At 64.6% G+C, this 16,705-nt stretch carries 16 protein-coding genes; 12 read left to right on the top strand and 4 right to left on the bottom strand.

What is annotated here, in order from left to right:
- Positions 1 to 13: 13 nt before the first annotated feature.
- Genes CU669_RS01395 through ptsP form a run of 3 tightly spaced genes read left to right on the top strand, consistent with a single transcriptional unit; the run spans position 14 to position 2,572 of the window.
- The gene (locus CU669_RS01395; protein ID WP_112142006.1) at positions 14 to 421 is read left to right on the top strand and encodes a PTS sugar transporter subunit IIA; all 408 of its coding nucleotides are present in this window, start codon (positions 14 to 16) and stop codon (positions 419 to 421) included.
- Entirely contained in the window at positions 418 to 729 is a 312-nt protein-coding gene (locus tag CU669_RS01390; protein WP_407671526.1) for an HPr family phosphocarrier protein, read from the top strand. The genes CU669_RS01395 and CU669_RS01390 overlap by 4 nt, the downstream gene beginning before the upstream one ends.
- Before the next feature lie 34 nt (positions 730 to 763).
- Entirely contained in the window at positions 764 to 2,572 is a 1,809-nt protein-coding gene (gene ptsP, locus CU669_RS01385; protein ID WP_112142005.1) for a phosphoenolpyruvate--protein phosphotransferase, read from the top strand.
- Positions 2,573 to 2,704: 132 nt separating this feature from the next.
- On the opposite strand, the gene CU669_RS01380 is transcribed toward ptsP, so the two are convergent.
- Positions 2,705 to 3,319, bottom strand: coding sequence for a DUF3800 domain-containing protein (locus CU669_RS01380; RefSeq protein ID WP_112142004.1), 615 nt, complete (start codon positions 3,317 to 3,319; stop codon positions 2,705 to 2,707).
- Positions 3,320 to 3,480: 161 nt separating this feature from the next.
- Between CU669_RS01380 and ahcY the strand changes: the two genes are divergently transcribed.
- On the top strand, positions 3,481 to 4,872 hold the full coding sequence (gene ahcY / locus CU669_RS01375) for an adenosylhomocysteinase (RefSeq protein ID WP_112142003.1): 1,392 nt from the start codon (positions 3,481 to 3,483) through the stop codon (positions 4,870 to 4,872).
- 57 nt (positions 4,873 to 4,929) lie between these two features.
- Here ahcY and CU669_RS01370 read toward each other — a convergent pair whose 3' ends face one another.
- Entirely contained in the window at positions 4,930 to 6,603 is a 1,674-nt protein-coding gene (locus tag CU669_RS01370; protein ID WP_112142240.1) for a sensor histidine kinase, read from the bottom strand.
- 146 nt (positions 6,604 to 6,749) lie between these two features.
- Here CU669_RS01370 and CU669_RS01365 point away from each other — a divergent pair, with 146 nt between their 5' ends.
- The 6 genes from CU669_RS01365 (at position 6,750) to CU669_RS01340 (ending at position 14,113) form a co-directional block, all read left to right on the top strand.
- Positions 6,750 to 8,516 (top strand): extracellular solute-binding protein, encoded by a 1,767-nt coding sequence (locus tag CU669_RS01365; RefSeq protein ID WP_112142002.1) that lies wholly within the window; start codon positions 6,750 to 6,752, stop codon positions 8,514 to 8,516.
- The gene (locus CU669_RS01360) at positions 8,513 to 9,622 is read left to right on the top strand and encodes a microcin C ABC transporter permease YejB (protein ID WP_112142001.1); all 1,110 of its coding nucleotides are present in this window, start codon (positions 8,513 to 8,515) and stop codon (positions 9,620 to 9,622) included. Before CU669_RS01365 ends, CU669_RS01360 begins: the two co-directional genes overlap by 4 nt.
- A gap of 208 nt (positions 9,623 to 9,830) precedes the next feature.
- Complete coding sequence (locus tag CU669_RS01355) at positions 9,831 to 10,853, top strand: ABC transporter permease (RefSeq protein ID WP_112142239.1); 1,023 nt, start codon at positions 9,831 to 9,833, stop codon at positions 10,851 to 10,853.
- Complete coding sequence (locus tag CU669_RS21960; RefSeq protein ID WP_112142238.1) at positions 10,853 to 12,454, top strand: ABC transporter ATP-binding protein; 1,602 nt, start codon at positions 10,853 to 10,855, stop codon at positions 12,452 to 12,454. Before CU669_RS01355 ends, CU669_RS21960 begins: the two co-directional genes overlap by 1 nt.
- A 73-nt stretch (positions 12,455 to 12,527) precedes the next feature.
- Positions 12,528 to 13,421 carry a DMT family transporter gene (locus tag CU669_RS01345; RefSeq protein ID WP_112142000.1) on the top strand — a complete coding sequence of 298 codons (894 nt, stop codon included), beginning with the start codon at positions 12,528 to 12,530 and terminating at the stop codon, positions 13,419 to 13,421.
- Entirely contained in the window at positions 13,418 to 14,113 is a 696-nt protein-coding gene (locus CU669_RS01340) for a FecR family protein (RefSeq protein ID WP_112141999.1), read from the top strand. Before CU669_RS01345 ends, CU669_RS01340 begins: the two co-directional genes overlap by 4 nt.
- Before the next feature lie 130 nt (positions 14,114 to 14,243).
- On the opposite strand, the gene CU669_RS01335 is transcribed toward CU669_RS01340, so the two are convergent.
- Positions 14,244 to 14,636: a hypothetical protein gene (locus CU669_RS01335; protein WP_112141998.1), complete on the bottom strand. Its 393-nt coding sequence runs from the start codon at positions 14,634 to 14,636 to the stop codon at positions 14,244 to 14,246.
- Between the two features lie 70 nt (positions 14,637 to 14,706).
- Positions 14,707 to 15,258, bottom strand: a complete 552-nt coding sequence (gene mog, locus CU669_RS01330) for a molybdopterin adenylyltransferase (protein WP_112141997.1) — start codon at positions 15,256 to 15,258, stop codon at positions 14,707 to 14,709.
- A 102-nt stretch (positions 15,259 to 15,360) separates the two neighbouring features.
- On the opposite strand from mog, the gene CU669_RS01325 reads away from it, so the two are divergent.
- The gene (locus tag CU669_RS01325; RefSeq protein ID WP_112142237.1) at positions 15,361 to 15,684 is read left to right on the top strand and encodes a YbjQ family protein; all 324 of its coding nucleotides are present in this window, start codon (positions 15,361 to 15,363) and stop codon (positions 15,682 to 15,684) included.
- 115 nt (positions 15,685 to 15,799) lie between these two features.
- On the top strand, positions 15,800 to 16,474 hold the full coding sequence (locus tag CU669_RS01320; RefSeq protein WP_112141996.1) for an extensin family protein: 675 nt from the start codon (positions 15,800 to 15,802) through the stop codon (positions 16,472 to 16,474).
- The last annotated feature ends 231 nt before the right edge of the window (positions 16,475 to 16,705 follow it).

The raw sequence follows: 16,705 nt of genomic DNA, 5'->3' as shown, positions 1-16,705 counted from the left end.
TGAGGGGATTGAGATGATCGGACTGGTTCTCGTGACCCATGGGCGGCTCGCCGATGAACTCGTCGCCGCGCTTGAACATGTGGTCGGGCCGCAACCCAGCGTCGGGTCCGTCTGTATCGGGCCGGACGACGACATGGAGCAGCGGCGCAACGACATCCTGGCCAGCGTCGCCAAATGCGACGACGGTTCGGGCGTGGTGGTGCTGACCGACATGTTCGGCGGCACGCCGTCCAATCTGGCCATCTCCATCATGGACAAGGCCAAGGTCGAGGTGATCGCGGGCGTCAACCTGCCCATGCTGATCAAGCTGGCCAGCGTGCGCCATACCGAGCCCCTGGCCGACGCGGTGGCCAGCGCCCAGGAGGCGGGGCGCAAATACATCAACGTGGCCTCCAAGCTATTGACCCAGGACCGCAAATGAGCACGGACGCCCATCCCCAACCCGACCATATGGATGACGGCGGCCTGCGCCGTGACGCCACCATCGCCAACCGCCGCGGCCTGCATGCCCGCGCCGCGGCCAAATTCGTCAAGCTGGCCGCCACCTTCGACGCCCAGATATTGGTCGGCCATCGCGGCACCGAGGTTTCGGGTCTGTCCATCATGGGCCTGATGATGCTGGCGGCGGCGCCCGGCTGTTGCATCGAATTGAAGGCCAGCGGCACCCAGGCGGTCGAGGCGCTGGACGCCCTATGCGATCTGGTTGACCGCAAATTCGACGAAGACTGAGCGTAGCGCTGTTTTGACCATGCCGAGGTGACCATTGACCTCCCGCGCCGGCCATAGACAGAACCATCCCCACGGCCACCGGACCTGTTCCGGGCAGAGCCGGGGAGAGATCGTTCTCGACGGGTTGGGGGTCTCGCGCGGCGTCGCCATCGGCACCGTCTATCTCCATGATTCCGGCACCATCGTGGTGCGCGAGCGTCGCCTTGCCGCCAACGGGCTGGATGCCGAATGCAGCCGCTTCCAGGCCTCGGCGAGCGAGGCCATCCGGCAGGTGGAGCTGCTGCAGGCCAAGGCGGGCGAGCTGGGCGGTTCCGCTGGCGAGGAATTGGGCTATCTGCTGGATGCCTATCGCCAGATGCTGCACGGCTCGCGCCTGATCCGGGGTGTCGAGGCCCGCATCCGAGGCGAGCGCATCAACGCCGAGGCCGCCGTCCAGCAGGAAATCAACGACATCGTGCGCGGCTTCGAGGCCATGGACGACGCCTATCTGGCCGCTCGCGTCGCCGATATCCGCGATATCGGGCGCCGCCTGCTGCGCAACCTCACCAATGCCGATTACCGGCCCTTCACCGCCCTGCCCAGGAACGCGGTCATCTTCGCCGAGGAAATGACCCCGGCGGACACCGCCTTGCTGAACCCGACCACCGTGGCCGGGCTCGCCACCGTGGTGGGCGGCGCCGAAAGCCATACCGCCATCATGGCCCGTTCGCTGAGCCTGCCCTCGGTGCTGGGCATCGCCGATTTGCTGGGGCGCATAAAGGGCGGCGAGACGGCCATCATCGACGGCTCCAACGGCCTGGTGGTGGTCAATCCGCTGCCCGAGACCCTGGCCTTCTATCGCCGGGAAAAGGCCGCCTTCCTCAAGACCCGGCGGCGATTGGGCCGCCTGAAGGAGGTGCCCGCCGTCACCCGCGACGGCACCCGCATCTCGCTGCAGGCCAATATGGAACTGCCCAACGAGGTGGGGGCCGTCCTGGAATCGGGCGCCGAGGGCATCGGCCTGCTGCGCTCGGAGTTCATGTTCATGAACCGCCCCGACATGCCGTCGGAAGACGAGCAATACGCCATTCTGCGCGGCGTGGTCGAACGCATGGGCGGCCGCACCGTCACGATCCGCACCTTCGATGCGGGCGGCGACAAGCTGGCCCCGGCCCTGGGCTGCGCCATCGGTCCCAACCCGGCCCTGGGCCTGCGCGCCATCCGTCTGGGGCTGGCCCGCCAAGATCTGCTGGAAGCCCAACTGGCCGCCATTCTGCGCGCCTCCGCCCATGGGCCGATCCGCATCCTGATTCCCATGATCGCCACGGTGGGCGAACTGCGCGCCACCCGCGAGGTCATGAACCGGGTCATCCGCAGGCTGCGCAAGAAAGATGTCGTCCTGGCCGATCCCCTGCCGCCGCTGGGCGCCATGATCGAGATCCCAGGCGCCGCCCTATCGGCGGATTCCATCGCTTGGCACGCGGATTTCTTCGCCATCGGCACCAATGACCTGACCCAGTACACCCTGGCCATCGACCGCTCGGATGAAGCGGTGGCCCATCTGTTCAACCCGCTGCACCCGGCGGTGCTGCGCCTGATCCAGTTCTCCGTCCAGGCGGCGACGCGGGCCCGCATCCCGGTCTGCGTCTGCGGCGAGATGGCGGGCGACCCCCGCTATACCGCCTTGCTGCTGGGCCTGGGCATCCGGGAATTGTCCATGGCCACCTCCAATGTTCCCGTGGTCAAGAGCCAGGTGCGCGGCATCGATCTCGCCGCCGTCACCGCGCTGGCCCGCCAGATCATGGAAGAAAACGACGGCGGCCGCATCGCCGCCCTGGTGGATGGGTTCAAGATCGATGGGTGATTCCCTGTTTGTTCTTGTTGCTTGACAAGGCTGTGGAATATTCGTAGGCTGGATCCACATAGCTCCTGCGGATCGAATCGTCTCCGTAGGGTGTGCTTGTCTGGTCCCCAGACTAGACCGCGGGAGCGCCCTTCATTTGAATTCCCAAATATTTTCTATTCTCGGCCTGAGCTTGGCCCGCCAGCGGTCCGCGTTGCCGCGGGTTTCACTGTTATAGGATCGTGCGATCGCTCCGGCACACATATCGGCGAGTTGAACCAAATTATCCCGGCGAGAATCCGCGAAACGAATGCTGTGGATTTTCCCAGGTTCAATTTGCTTGCGCAGATAAGCATCAAGCGCAAGCCGAAATTCCTTGTCGCCTGATCCATCAATTTTTATGCGAGCGTGCTCAAGGCGCCCACCATCGTGGCTCATAAGAGACCTTACAAAATAATTATAGAAGCTTGCAGAGTCTGTAACTAACCGTCTAGAATGAATTATATTTTTCTTAACGACAAGTGCTCTGACGGTAAAGTTATGCCTAGTTATTTCGTCGAAAAAATGATCTCTTACATTGTCACATGATTTTGAAAATTTAAACTCTGGCTTCACTTTTTGCTTGTTGCGCAGCTCCGCAATGGCGGCACTTGTCTTTTCCGCTTCGATAAAATCTGTGAAAACCACCATCGCCACGACAAAAATTTTTGTAGATCCAGTTTCGAGCTTAAATCCGGAACAGCCACTCTCATCGATCAAAACAAGCATCTTGTCTTCCTCTCATTAGAGGAATTTGGGGCGCTGCCCTATCAAAGTCAAATTGCAAACCTCATGCCCACATAAAGATATCTTTATATCATGTTGCGTTTTGCGCGACAGGCTGTTACACAGCACCCTGCCAAACGCCATTCATTGCCTAAGGGGCGATCATGACCGACTTTCACGTTGCCGATATCAAGCTGGCCGATTGGGGCCGCAAGGAACTGACCATCGCCGAGATCGAGATGCCCGGCCTGATGTCCATCCGCGAGGAATTCGGCCCCAAGCAGCCGCTGAAGGGCGCGCGCATCGCCGGTTCGCTCCACATGACCATCCAGACCGGCGTGCTGATCGAGACCTTGAAGGCGCTGGGCGCCGACATCCGCTGGGCGTCGTGCAACATCTATTCGACCCAGGACCACGCCGCCGCCGCCATCGCCGCCGCCGGTATCCCGGTCTTCGCCTATAAGGGCGAGAGCCTGGTGGAGTATTGGGATTACACCCACCGCATCTTCGAATGGGCCGACGGCGGTTGCCCCAACATGATCCTGGACGACGGCGGTGACGCCACCCTGCTGATCCATCTGGGTATGCGCGCCGAGAAGGATCTCTCGGTCCTCGCCAACCCCACCTGCGAGGAAGAGGAAGTCCTGTTCGCCTCCATCAAGAAGAAGCTGGAAACCGACAAGACCTTCTACACCCGCAATGGCACCTCCATTAAGGGCGTGACCGAGGAAACCACCACCGGCGTGCACCGTCTCTACGAGATGGAGAAGAAGGGCACCCTGCTGTGGCCCGCCATCAACGTCAACGACTCGGTCACCAAGTCCAAGTTCGACAACAAGTATGGCTGCCGCGAGTCCCTGGTGGACGGCATCCGCCGCGCCACCGACGTCATGATGGCCGGCAAGGTCGCCGTGGTCGCCGGTTTCGGCGACGTGGGCAAGGGCTCGGCCGAATCGCTGGCCTCCCAGGGCGTGCGCGTCATCGTCACCGAGATCGACCCCATCTGCGCCCTGCAGGCCGCCATGGAAGGCTATGAGGTCACCACCATGGAAGAGGCCGCGCCGCGCGGTGACATCTTCGTGACCACCACCGGCAATGTGGACGTGATCACCGTCGATCACATGCGGGCCATGAAGGACCGCGCCATCGTCTGCAATATCGGTCATTTCGATAGCGAAATACAGGTTGCGGGCCTGAAGAACTTCAAGTGGCACAACGTCAAGCCGCAGGTGGACGAGGTCGAGTTCCCCGACGGCAAGCGCATCATCCTGCTGGCCGAGGGCCGTCTGGTGAATCTGGGCTGCGCCACCGGCCATCCCAGCTTCGTCATGAGCGCGTCCTTCACCAATCAGGTGCTGGCGCAGCTGGACATCTTCTGCAATCCCGGCAAGTACGAGCGCAAGGTCTATGTGCTGCCCAAGCATCTCGACGAGAAGGTGGCGGCGCTGCATCTCGCCAAGCTGGGCGTCAAGCTGACCACGCTCAACAAGAAGCAGTCCGACTATATCGGCGTGGCGGTGGCAGGCCCCTTCAAGCCCGATACCTACCGCTACTAAAATCCGTAGCCGACATAGCCCTCTCCCGGCGACGGGAGGGGGCTTTTTCGTGGGGGATCAGGTCGTCACGGCCGAAGCGGCGCGCAGGGTGAAGAAGAACGAGGCACCCCGGCCCGGTTCCGATTCCACCCAGATGGTGCCGCCGAAGCGATCGACGATGCGGCGGCACAAGGCGAGGCCGATGCCGGTGCCACCGGGGAACTTCATGGGTTCCAGCCGCTGGAAGATGATGAAGATCTTGTCGAAATAGCTGGGCTCGATGCCGATGCCGTCGTCGCGGACGGTGATGCGCCAGAAGCCGTCGTCATCGGTCTGGGCGTCGACCTCGATATGGGGGGCGTGGTCGGGATTGCGGTAGGTCAGGGCGTTCTCGATCAGGTTTTGCAGCAGGCTTTCGGCCTGGCGTTCCTCGCCCAGGATGACCGGCAGGGTGGCGGCCTTGATTTGCGCCTCCACCGCCTTGATGTCGGGGCCCAGCCTGGCGAGGACGGCATCCAGCACCCGGTTGAGATCCACCGGCCCCAGTTCCGGCGGGCTGGTCGAGACGCGGGCATAATCCAGCAGGTCGGGAATCATGGCCGCCATATGCTTGGCCCCGCCGACGATATAATCGATGAACTCGTCGGCGTCGCTGTCCAGACGACCCTTGTAGCGGCGCGCCAGCAATTGGGCATAGCCCGCGATATTGCGCAGCGGGGTCTGGAGATCGTGGGACGCCACATAGGCGAACTGTTCCAGATCGGCGTTGGAGCGCCCCAGCTCCTCGGTGCGATTCTCCAAGTCCCGCCAAGCCCTCAGCATGCCGAGTCCGCCCAGGGTGGTGACAAGAATAAAGGCGGCGGCCAGCGCCCCGACCTTGATGGCTTCGTGCCGCCATTCGCCGAGATAATCCTCGGTGGCCATGCCCACCAGGGTGATCAGCGGATAGTCGGCGATGGGCCGATACGAGAAGGTACGGTGGATATTGTCGGCCCCCGCCGAGGCCTCATAGGTGCCGCCCTGGGGGTTGGCGGTGATCCGTGCCCTGAAGGTGTCCGACACCGTGGTCTGGCCGACGAATCCGGCATGGGGGAAACGGGCCAGCAGGTCGAAATTCCGGCTGGCGTCGCCGCGCATGACCACGGTGCCCTTGGGGCCGACCTCCAGATCATTGAACTTCCGCTCGAACCACTCGATGGTCACCGCCGCATATGCCACCCCACCGAAACCGCCGTCGGCGAGAGTCAGGCGGCGGGCGAAGATCAGCACCCATTTGCCGCTGATGCGCCCCAGGACCGGCGCGGAGATGACCAGCCCCGATTTCGCGTCCTCGCGCAACCGGCGGAAATAGTCGCGGTCGGAAATGCTGATGCCCGGCGCCACGCCGCCAGAGCCCGCGATCGTTATTCCGTCCCTGTCGGTTAAGCGCAGGCCGTCGGCCATGGGCAGGCGCGCCTGAAGGCGGGTCAGGAAGGGGTCCAGACTCCGCGAGTCCAGACTCTCCCGGGCGCCACGCAGGCGCTCGGCCTCTTCGACCACGGCGCGCAGGGCCATGTCGACCAGATCGATATCGCCAGCGATGCTTTGGGAGACGAGGCGGTTGGTATTGCGTGACGTCGCCGCTGCCCGATCGACGTATTGGCGGTAGCTGGAATCCAAAGAGAGCCAAACGAGGGCAAGGATCGCGGCGTTGATGAAGAGCAGCAGGGCGACCAGCCGCCACCGAGAGGCCCCAATCTTCTTGGAGACCATCTTGCGCACTCTTTACCTCTCCCCGGACCAGAGCCCATTCCCCTTTTTCATTATAGCGCGGGCAAGGCGCAATGAAAATCCGCTGAATCGCGAGATGGAACACCGCCCCTTGCCCCCGGCCGCGGTTCCCGCCACACTCCGACGTGATGCATGCCCTACTTTTCATCTTCTGCCTGCTGTTCAGCCTTCCGGCCCTGGCCGAGACCGGGCATGGGCTGGCCATGCACGGCGCCTTGAAATATCCCGCCGGGTTCAAGCATTTCGACTATGTGAACCCCGACGCCCCCAAGGGTGGCGAGGTGCGCCTCGCCGAGATCGGCGGCTGGGACTCGCTCAACCCCTTCATCGTCAAGGGCGAGGCCGCCGCCGGGTCCGACCTGCCGTTCGAGACCCTGCTGACCGGTTCCGCCGACGAACCCTTTTCCGAATACGGGCTGATCGCCGAAACCGTGGAGACTCCCGCCGACCGCTCCTGGGTGATCTACACCTTGCGGCCCCAGGCCCGCTGGCATGACCGCAAGCCCATCACCGCCGACGATGTGGTGTTCTCGTTCGAGATCCTGAAGGCCAAGGGCCATCCCCGCTACCGCTTCTATTACGCGGCGGTGGACAAGGTGGAAAAACTGGCCGAGCGGCGGGTGAAATTCTCCTTCAAGCCGGGCGACAACCGCGAATTGCCGTTGATCATCGGCCAGCTGCCCATCCTGCCCAAACATTACTGGCAGGGCCGCGACTTCGGCTTGACCACCCTGGAGCCGCCGCTGGGCAGCGGCCCCTACAAGATCGCCACGTTCGAGACCCAACGGAGCATTACCTATGAGCGGGTGAAGGACTATTGGGGCGCCGATCTGCCGGTGCGCCGGGGCATGAACAATTTCGACCGTATCCGTTACGATTCCTATCGCGACACCACGGTGGCGCTGGAGGCGTTCAAGGCGGGCGAATACGACTGGCGCCTGGAGAACGAGGCCCGCAAATGGGCCACCGGCTACAAGGACTGGCAGGGATTGAAGGACGGCCGGGGCAGGCAGGAGGCCATTCCCCACCGCCGACCGGCGGGCATGCAGGGCTATGCCTATAATCTGCGCCGCCCGCTGTTCCAGGACGTGCGGGTGCGGCGCGCCTTGGCCTATGCCTTCGATTTCGAATGGTCCAACAAGACCCTGTTCTATGGCCAGTACAAGCGCACCGCCAGCTATTTCGCCAATTCGGAACTGGCCGCCGAGGGCCTGCCGGGTCCGCTGGAATTGGCGGTGCTGGAGCCCTTGCGCGCCCAACTGCCGCCCGAGGTCTTCACCGAGGCCTACCGGCCGCCGATGACCGACGGCGAGGGCAATATCCGTCCCAATCTGCGCGCCGCCATGAAACTGCTGGAAGAGGCCGGTTGGGACGTGGTGGACGGTAAGCTGGTCAAGGACGGCCAACCCTTCGTCTTCGAGATCCTGCTGGTCCAGCCGGTGTGGGAACGCATCACCCTGCCCTTCGCCCGCGCCCTGGCGCGGCTGGGCATCGAGGCCAATGTGCGCACGGTGGACACCGCCCAATACAAGAACCGGCTTGATCATTATGATTTCGATATGATTGTCCATGTCTGGGGCCAGTCCCAGTCGCCGGGCAATGAGCAGGCCAGTTTCTGGGGTTCCGAGTCCGCCGACCAGCCCGGCGGCCAGAATCTGGCCGGCATCAAGTCACCCGCCATCGACGCCCTGATCGATCAGGTGATCAGCGCACCCGACCGCGATGCCCTGGTGGCGCGTACCCGCGCCCTGGACCGGGCGCTGCTATGGGGGCACTACGTCATTCCTCACTGGCATCTGGGCACCGACCGGCTTGTCTGGTGGGACAAATTCGGCCGCCCCAAGGTCTCGCCGTCCAACGGCACCCAGTTCCTGACCTGGTGGGTCAAGCCATGATCGCCTATGCGCTGCGCCGTCTGATGCTGATCCCGCTGACCCTGCTGGGCATCATGCTGGTCAATTTCGCCGTGGTGCAGTTCGCCCCCGGCGGGCCGGTGGAGCTGATGATCTCCAAGCTGCAGGGCACCAACGTGGATGCCGCCGCCCGCATTTCCGGGGCTGGCGGCGAGACCGCCGCCCCCAAGGTTGCCCGCGCCAATTCCAACCAGGGCAATCAGGGCGCCTATCGCGGCGCCCAGGGGCTCGACCCCACCTTCATCAAGGAGATCGAGCGCCAGTTCGGCTTCGACAAGCCCGCCCACGAGCGCTTCCTTCAGATGCTGGGCCAATATATTCGTTTCGATTTCGGAAAGAGCTTCTACCGTGATGTCTCGGTGGTGGGTCTGGTGATGGAGAAGATGCCGGTCTCCATCTCGCTGGGGCTGTGGAGCACCCTGATCATCTATCTGGTCTCCATCCCGCTCGGCATCCATAAGGCGCGCCACGACGGATCGACGCTGGATATCGCCACGAGCTGGGCGGTGATCATCGGTTATGCGGTGCCCGGCTTCCTGTTCGCCATCGCCCTGATCGTTGTCTTCGCGGGCGGCCAGTATCTGGCGTGGTTTCCGCTGCGCGGACTGACCAGTTCGGGCATGGAGGGCGCGTCTTTGGGGGCGCGGGCGCTTGATTACGCCTGGCATCTGGCCCTGCCGGTCACCGCCCTGGTGGTGGGCGGCTTCGCTTCCCTTACCATGCTGACCAAGAACTCCTTCCTGGAAGAGATCAACAAGCAATACGTGGTCACCGCCCGGGCCAAGGGATTGAGCGAGTCCCGCGTGCTCTACGGTCACATCTTCCGCAACGCCATGCTGCTGATCGTCGCCGGTTTCCCCCGCGCCCTGGTGGGCATCCTGTTTACCGGTTCCGTGCTGGTGGAGATCATCTTCTCGCTGGACGGCATCGGCCTGCTGGGATTCGAGGCGGTCAGCAACCGCGACTATCCGGTGATGTTCGGCACCCTCTACGCCTTTTCCCTGCTGGGCCTGGTGCTCAATCTGGTCAGCGACCTCACCTATCACTGGGTCGATCCCCGCATCGACTTCGAAGGGAGGGGGGGATGATTCTCTCAAGATCCTCCGCGCTTGTGCTGGTCCAGACGATGGATTTCACCACGAAGGCACGAAGACACGAAGAGGGAGGAAGGAACGCCGACCATTCCGCTTCCACCGGAGCCGTCACCTCCGTCGTCTTCACGACTCCTTCGTGCCTTCGCGCCTTCGTGGTTCAAGCCCGTCGAGTCCGCAGGCACGGCGAAAGATGGAGGGCTCCATGCGCCTGACGCCGCTGGACCAACGCCGTCTGGACGCCTTTCGCCGCAACCGCCGTGGCGTCTGGTCGCTGTGGATCTTCCTGGCCGTCTTCATACTGACCCTGGCGGCCGAACTGGTGGCCAACGACCGGCCCATCCTGATCCGCTATGACGGCGCGCTCTATTCGCCCATCGTGAAGAACTACCCGGAAGTGACCTTCGGCGGCGACTTCAAGACCTATGCCGACTACCGCGACCCCTACATCCTGGGCAAGATCGCCGAGCACGGCTGGGCCGTCTGGCCACCGATCCGCTTCGACTACAAGGCCATCAATTACGACAGCACCCGGCCCCATCCGGCGCCGCCATCGGCCGCCAACTGGCTGGGCACCGACGATCAGGGCCGCGACGTGCTGGCGCGGCTGATCTACGGGCTGCGGCTGTCCATCGCCTTCGGTCTGGCGCTGACCCTGGTCAGCACGGTGATCGGCGTCGCCGCCGGGGCGGTGCAGGGCTATTTCGGCGGCAAGACCGACCTTTTGTTCCAGCGCTTCCTGGAAATCTGGGGCGGCTTGCCGGAACTGCTGATCCTGATCATCATCGCCTCCATCATCAAGCCGGGCTTCTGGAGCCTGCTGCTGGTGCTGGTGGCGTTCTCGTGGACCAATCTGGTGGGCGTGGTGCGCGCCGAATTCCTGCGCGCGCGGAATTTCGACTATGTGCGGGCGGCGCGCACCCTGGGCATGAGCGATTCCCGCATCATGCTCCGCCATGTGCTGCCCAACGCCATGGTGGCGACCCTGACCTTCATGCCTTTCATCCTCAACTCCTCCATCGTGTCGCTGACCGCCCTGGATTTCCTCGGGCTCGGCCTGCCGCCGGGCTCGGCCTCGCTGGGCGACCTGCTGCGCCAGGGCAAGGACAACCTGCAAGCCCCCTGGCTGGGCCTGACCGGCTTCATCGTGGTCGCCACCCTGCTGTCGCTGCTGGTCTTCGTCGGCGAGGCGGTGCGCGACGCCTTCGACCCCAGGAAAACCACATGATGGAAAACAACGCACCCCTCCTGGTCGTCGACGACCTCGCGGTCAGCTTTGGACCCGTGGACGCGGTCAAGGGCGTCTCCTTCACCCTGGCCAGGGGCGAGACCCTGGCTTTGGTGGGCGAATCCGGCTCCGGCAAGTCGGTCACCGCGCTGTCCATCCTGCAATTGCTGCCCTATCCCCGCGCCCATCATCCGCGGGGAAGCATCGCCTTGGAGGGAGTCGAGCTGGTGGGCGCCCCCGAGCCGGTGCTGCGCCGTGTGCGCGGCGCCCGCGTCGCCATGGTGTTCCAGGAGCCCATGACCTCGCTGAACCCCTTGCACTCCATCGAGAAGCAGGTGGGCGAGGTCTTGGAGATCCACGAAGGACTGCGCGGAGCCGCGCTCAAGGCCCGGGTGCTGGAGCTGCTGCATCTGGTGGGCATCCCCAACGCCGCCCAGCGGCTGGACGCCCTGCCCCACGAACTGTCGGGCGGCCAGCGCCAGCGGGTGATGATCGCCATGGCGCTCGCCAACACCCCCGATATCCTGATCGCCGACGAGCCCACCACCGCCCTCGACGTCACCATCCAGGCGCAGATCCTGAAGCTTCTCAAGGATTTGCAGGCCCGTTTCGGCATGGCCATGCTGTTCATCACCCACGACCTGGGCATCGTGCGCAAGATGGCCGACCGGGTCTGTGTCATGAGCCAGGGCGCGATCGTCGAATCCGGTGCGGTGGCCCGGGTGTTCGACGCCCCCGCCCATCCCTATACCCAGCGCCTGCTGGCGGCCGAGCCCAAGGGCCGCCCCGCCCATGCCGAGGCGGACGGGCCGGTGGTGATGGCGACGGAAGACCTGAAGGTCTGGTTCCCCATCAAGGGCGGTCTCTTCCACAAGACCATCGGCCATATCAAGGCGGTGGACGGCGTCAGCCTGGCGGTGCGGCGCGGCCGCACCATCGGAGTGGTGGGCGAATCCGGATCCGGCAAGACCACCCTGGGGCTGGCGCTGTTGCGCCTGCTGGGCAGCGAGGGCGCCATCGTGTTCGGCGACACCGCCATCCAATCCCTGTCGGCCGGGGCACTGCGGCCGCTGCGCCGCGAGATGCAGATGGTGTTCCAAGACCCCTATGGTTCGCTGTCGCCCCGCATGTCGGTGGGCGAGATCGTCGGCGAGGGGTTGGAGGTGCACGGCCTCGCCACCGGCCCCGGCGAGCGCGACGCCGCCATCGTCGCCGCCCTGGAGGAGGTCGGTCTGGACCCCGCCGCGCGCCATCGCTATCCCCACGAATTCTCCGGCGGCCAGCGCCAGCGCATCGCCATCGCCCGCGCCCTGGTGCTGAAGCCCAAATTCATCGTCCTCGACGAACCCACCAGTGCGCTGGACGTCTCGGTCCAGGCCCAGATCGTCGATCTGCTGCGCGATATCCAGGCGCGGCATGCCATCGCCTATCTGTTCATCAGCCACGATCTGCGGGTGGTGCGCGCCCTGGCCGACCAGCTGATGGTGATGAAGGACGGCAAGGTGGTCGAGGCCGGCCCCGCCGACGCCCTGTTCCATAGCCCCCAGACCGCCTATACCAAGGCGCTGATGGCCGCCGCCTTCGATCTGGAGGTGGCGTAAGCATGCGGGCGAGGTCGCCCGCGCTCCAAGACAAGCCAGCCCGGAGCGCGGCCGTCCCGGCCGCATCTGCCCCATGACCCAACGCCACACCCATCTCGACACCCTGGCCATGACCCTGATGGTGGGGCTGTGCGCCGTCTGGGGCCTCAATCAAGTGGCGGCCAAGCTGGCCAATGCCGGGATTTCGCCGGTCCTTCAGGCGGGGTTACGCTCGGCCGGTGCGGCGCCGCTGCTGTGGCTGTGGTCCGCATGGCGGGGAATTCCCCTGTTCGAGCGGGACGGCACCTTGTGGCGCGGTCTGGCGGCGGGGCTCATGTTCGCTGCTGAATTCGCCCTGATCTTCTGGGGGCTGACCTATACCCCGGCATCGCGCGCCGTGGTCTTCCTCTATACCGCGCCCTTCGTGGTGGCCGTGGGCATGCATGTCCTGGTTCCCGCCGAACGGCTGAACCGCGCCCAGACCCTGGGGCTGGTCGCCGCCTTTTGCGGCATCATCGCCGCCTTCGGCGAGACCCTGACGCTACCCACCGGCCGCCAATGGATCGGCGATGCCATGCTTTTGGGCGCGGCCTTGGCTTGGGGCGCCACCACCGTGTTGGTGCGCAAATCACGCCTCGCCGCGATCAGCGCCAACAAAACGCTGTTCTATCAGCTGGCGGTCTCGGCCGTGGCCCTGCCGCTGGCCTCGCTGGCACTGGGCGAGACGGGCTTCACCGATCCCACCCCGCTGACCTGGGCCTTGTTCGCCTTCCAGACCATCGGCGTCGCCTTCGCCTCCTATCTGGCGTGGTTCTGGCTGATCACCCGCTATCCCGCCACCAAGCTGTCGGCCTTCTCGTTCCTGACGCCGCTGTTCGGCATGCTGTTCGGAGCGCTCTTGCTGGGCGAGCGCATAACCCCCATGCTGGGCCTCGCCATGCTGCTGGTCAGCGTCGGCATCTGGCTGGTGAATCGGAAATCGCCATGACATTTCGCACCAAGGTGAATTGGGCCCGCCGGATCTGGCTGGGCCGCCTCGTCCTGGCGGGCGTGGCGGCAAGCCTGTGGCGCGGCGGACCGGCGCAAGCCATGCAATCCACCACGCCGGGCCTGCCGGACAGCGCGCTTCACAAAAGCAAGGGGCTGGTCATGATCAACGGCATCGCGGCCGAAGTGGGAACGCCGGTGGCGCTTGGCGACCGGGTTTCCACCGGCACGGACGGCGAGGCCATCTTCGTGGTGGGCGACGACGGCTTCCTGCTGCGGCCCAACAGCCAGGTGGTCATCCGCGACGCCATGCGCGAGATGGAAGGCGGCGGCATGACCCGCGAGATGGACCTGGAAAGCGGTCGTGTCCTCGCCGTCTTCGGCAAGAAGGAGATCGCCCTGAAGACCCCCCATGCCAATGTGAGCATCCGGGGTACCGCCGCCTATCTGGAGAGCGGGCCGGACTCCATGAATATGTGCGTCTGCTACGGCCGCGCCGTGATGACGCCCGTTGGTGCCCCCCAGCTAAGCGAGGAGGTGAACAACCACCATCACGAAACGCCGAGGATCGTCCGTCCCGGCCCCAACGGCCCGGTGATGGAAAAATATCAGATGGCCAACCATACCGACGAGGAACTGGTCATGCTGGAAGCCCTGTTCGGCCGGGTTCCCCCCTTCGTGGTCAAGAAGTAGCCTAAGGCGCTTGACCAATGAAGTGACTCGCGTGGAAAGCGGCCGGGACGGCCGCGCTCCGAAAATAGCGCACCATTGGGAGCGCGGGCGTCTCGCCCGCCGGACGGGTCACGTCAAATAACGAACGGCATTACCCCCCGCAGGTGCCGCAGCAGGTATCGGAATCGTAGGTGATGCGCGCCACCAGATGGCGCTGGCCGTCGCGAGGCGGAAAGAATTGCACGAAGACCATGGTGACACCCTTGGGCAGTTCCGCCTTCTCGCCGGTCATGCGGCCGCTGCGCGAGCTGCCGTATTGATAATCGTCGGGACCGTCGCACAGGGCGAAAGCAGAGGCCAAAGCCTGGGGGCAATGGTCGAGGGACCAGTCGCGGCTGGCGGCGACACGCCCGGCGGCCAGGGTCTCCACCACCGCCTTGTCGGCGTCCAGCCGAACCTGCACCACATTGGCATGGGCGGCGACCGCCTCATGGATCAGATCAAGCAGCTCGGTCCTGGCGAGAATGGGGGTCTGGATGGTCATGGCGCGGGGCTCCTTCGGTTGCCCGCATCAAAGCCGCCCGCCCCCACTGGCGCCTTGAGCCCCGTCAAGCCTACTTCGCCTTGGGGCGGAAGGCCTTGCACACCGCCGGATCGGTGTCGATGAAGGCCCCGCCGATCAGGTCGATGCAATAGGGAATGGCGGGCATCACCGCCACCAGGCAATCGGCGATGGCGGACGGCTTGCCCGGCAGATTGACGATCAGGCTTTGGCCCCGGATCCCGGCGGTCTGGCGCGACAGGATGGCGGTGGGCACCACCTTCAGGCTTTCGGTGCGCATCAGCTCGCCGAAGCCCGGCATCATTTTCTGGCACACCGCCTCGGTGGCCTCGGGGGTCACGTCGCGGGGCGCCGGGCCGGTTCCGCCGGTGGTCACGATCAGGGCGCAGCCCTCCACATCGGCCAGTTCCGTCAAGGTCGCCTCGATCACCGCCTGCTCGTCGGCGATGACGCGGGCCACCGGCCGCCACGGCGTCGACAGGAAGCGGGTCAGCTCGGCATGGATGGCGGGGCCGCCCTTGTCCTCGTAGACGCCCTGGCTGGCGCGGTCGGAAATGGTGACGATGCCGATCGGCACGGGATTGGGGGGCACGGACTGGGTCATGGCGGGCGTCCTAAAAAATTTCACGCGGGGGCGCGAGTTTGGGGACAGCCAACCGCTCCGGTCAAGGCTATGATGCGCGATCCATTGCTGGAGAGACCCGTGATGATCATCACCACCACCGACGCGATCGACGGCCGCGCCATCGCCGCCTATCTGGGCATCGTCTCCGGCGACGCCGTCATGGGCACCAACATCTTCCGCGACATGATGGCCAGCGTGCGCGACATCGTCGGCGGCCGCAGCGGCTCCTACGAAAAGCTGCTGGCCGAGGCCAAGGACGCCGCCCTGGCCGATCTCAAGGCCCGCGCCGCCGAACTGGGCGCCGACGCGGTGGTGGGGATCGACCTGGATTACGAAGTGGTGGGCGGCGATCACAAGACCATGCTGATCGTCTCGGCCAATGGCACCGCCGTCAAGCTGGGCTAGTTAAGGATTTCTTAATTCCCAAGCTTAGTATTTCCGCATAACTCGCAGAAAAATAGTGACTTTTTGACTGTTGTTCCGCTAGATAGATAAGGTTTGTACCAGCGGAATCGCGGCCGTGCCCTTTCGATCTCTCATCACCTTGCTCGGTCTGTTGCTGCTGGCGGCCTGCGCCGCGCCGCCGCCGCCCAAGGTTGCCGCGCCGCCGCCCATTCTCGACCCCGACGCCGCCTGCCTGAAGGATCTGCGCGACCGCCACGTCGCCTTCGAGCCGCAAGCGCCCAGCCCGCCGGGCGCGTGCAGCGTCCCCAATCCGGTCAAGGTCTCGGGTGATTCGCAAGCCAACTGGAACCGGCCTGGCGTGATGTCCTGCGCCATGGCGCGCACGGTGGACCGTTTCGAATCCCAAGTGGTGGCGCCCGCCGCCGCCAGGATTCTCGGCCAGCGGGTGGTGCGCCTTGTCCATATGGGAACCTTCGACTGCCGCACCCGCCGCACCGAGACCACCACCGCCTCGGCGGGCAATGGCAATAAAAATGGTAGTGCCGGAGGCCGCCTGTCCGAGCATGCCAAGGGCCAAGCCATCGATATCGGCGGCTTCGAACTGGCCGATGGCTCCGTCATCTCGGTCAAGAAGGACTGGCGCGGCGCGGGCAAGCGCAGCGACTTCCTGCAGGAGGTGGCGCGGGCGTCCTGCGATCATTTCAACGTGGTGCTGACTCCGAACCACAATCGACTGCATGCCGACCACCTGCATTTGGACATAGGTCCACATAGATTATGTGGGTATTAGAACAGTTCAAAAATCTTGCTGATTTTTTGATGTTGAACTATTCTAGGCCGCAGTCAGCAACCGCCTCGGCTCCCCCCCACTCCGCCGATTCGGTTCTTGATCGCCCGCCCTCCAATCTCAGGGAGACGGCGGCGCAAAGGCCGGTTTTCGCGCGCCCCTCCCCCCATTTGGAGCGCGAAGCCGCCACGGGCGACGAGGATCCCACCCATCAGAAGGCGGGATCCTCGTCGG

It is taken from the genome of Paramagnetospirillum kuznetsovii (assembly GCF_003284725.1).
GTDB lineage: Bacteria > Pseudomonadota > Alphaproteobacteria > Rhodospirillales > Magnetospirillaceae > Phaeospirillum > Phaeospirillum kuznetsovii.
Note: the sequence above shows the minus strand (reverse complement) of the source record. Positions and strands in the feature narration are given on the sequence as shown.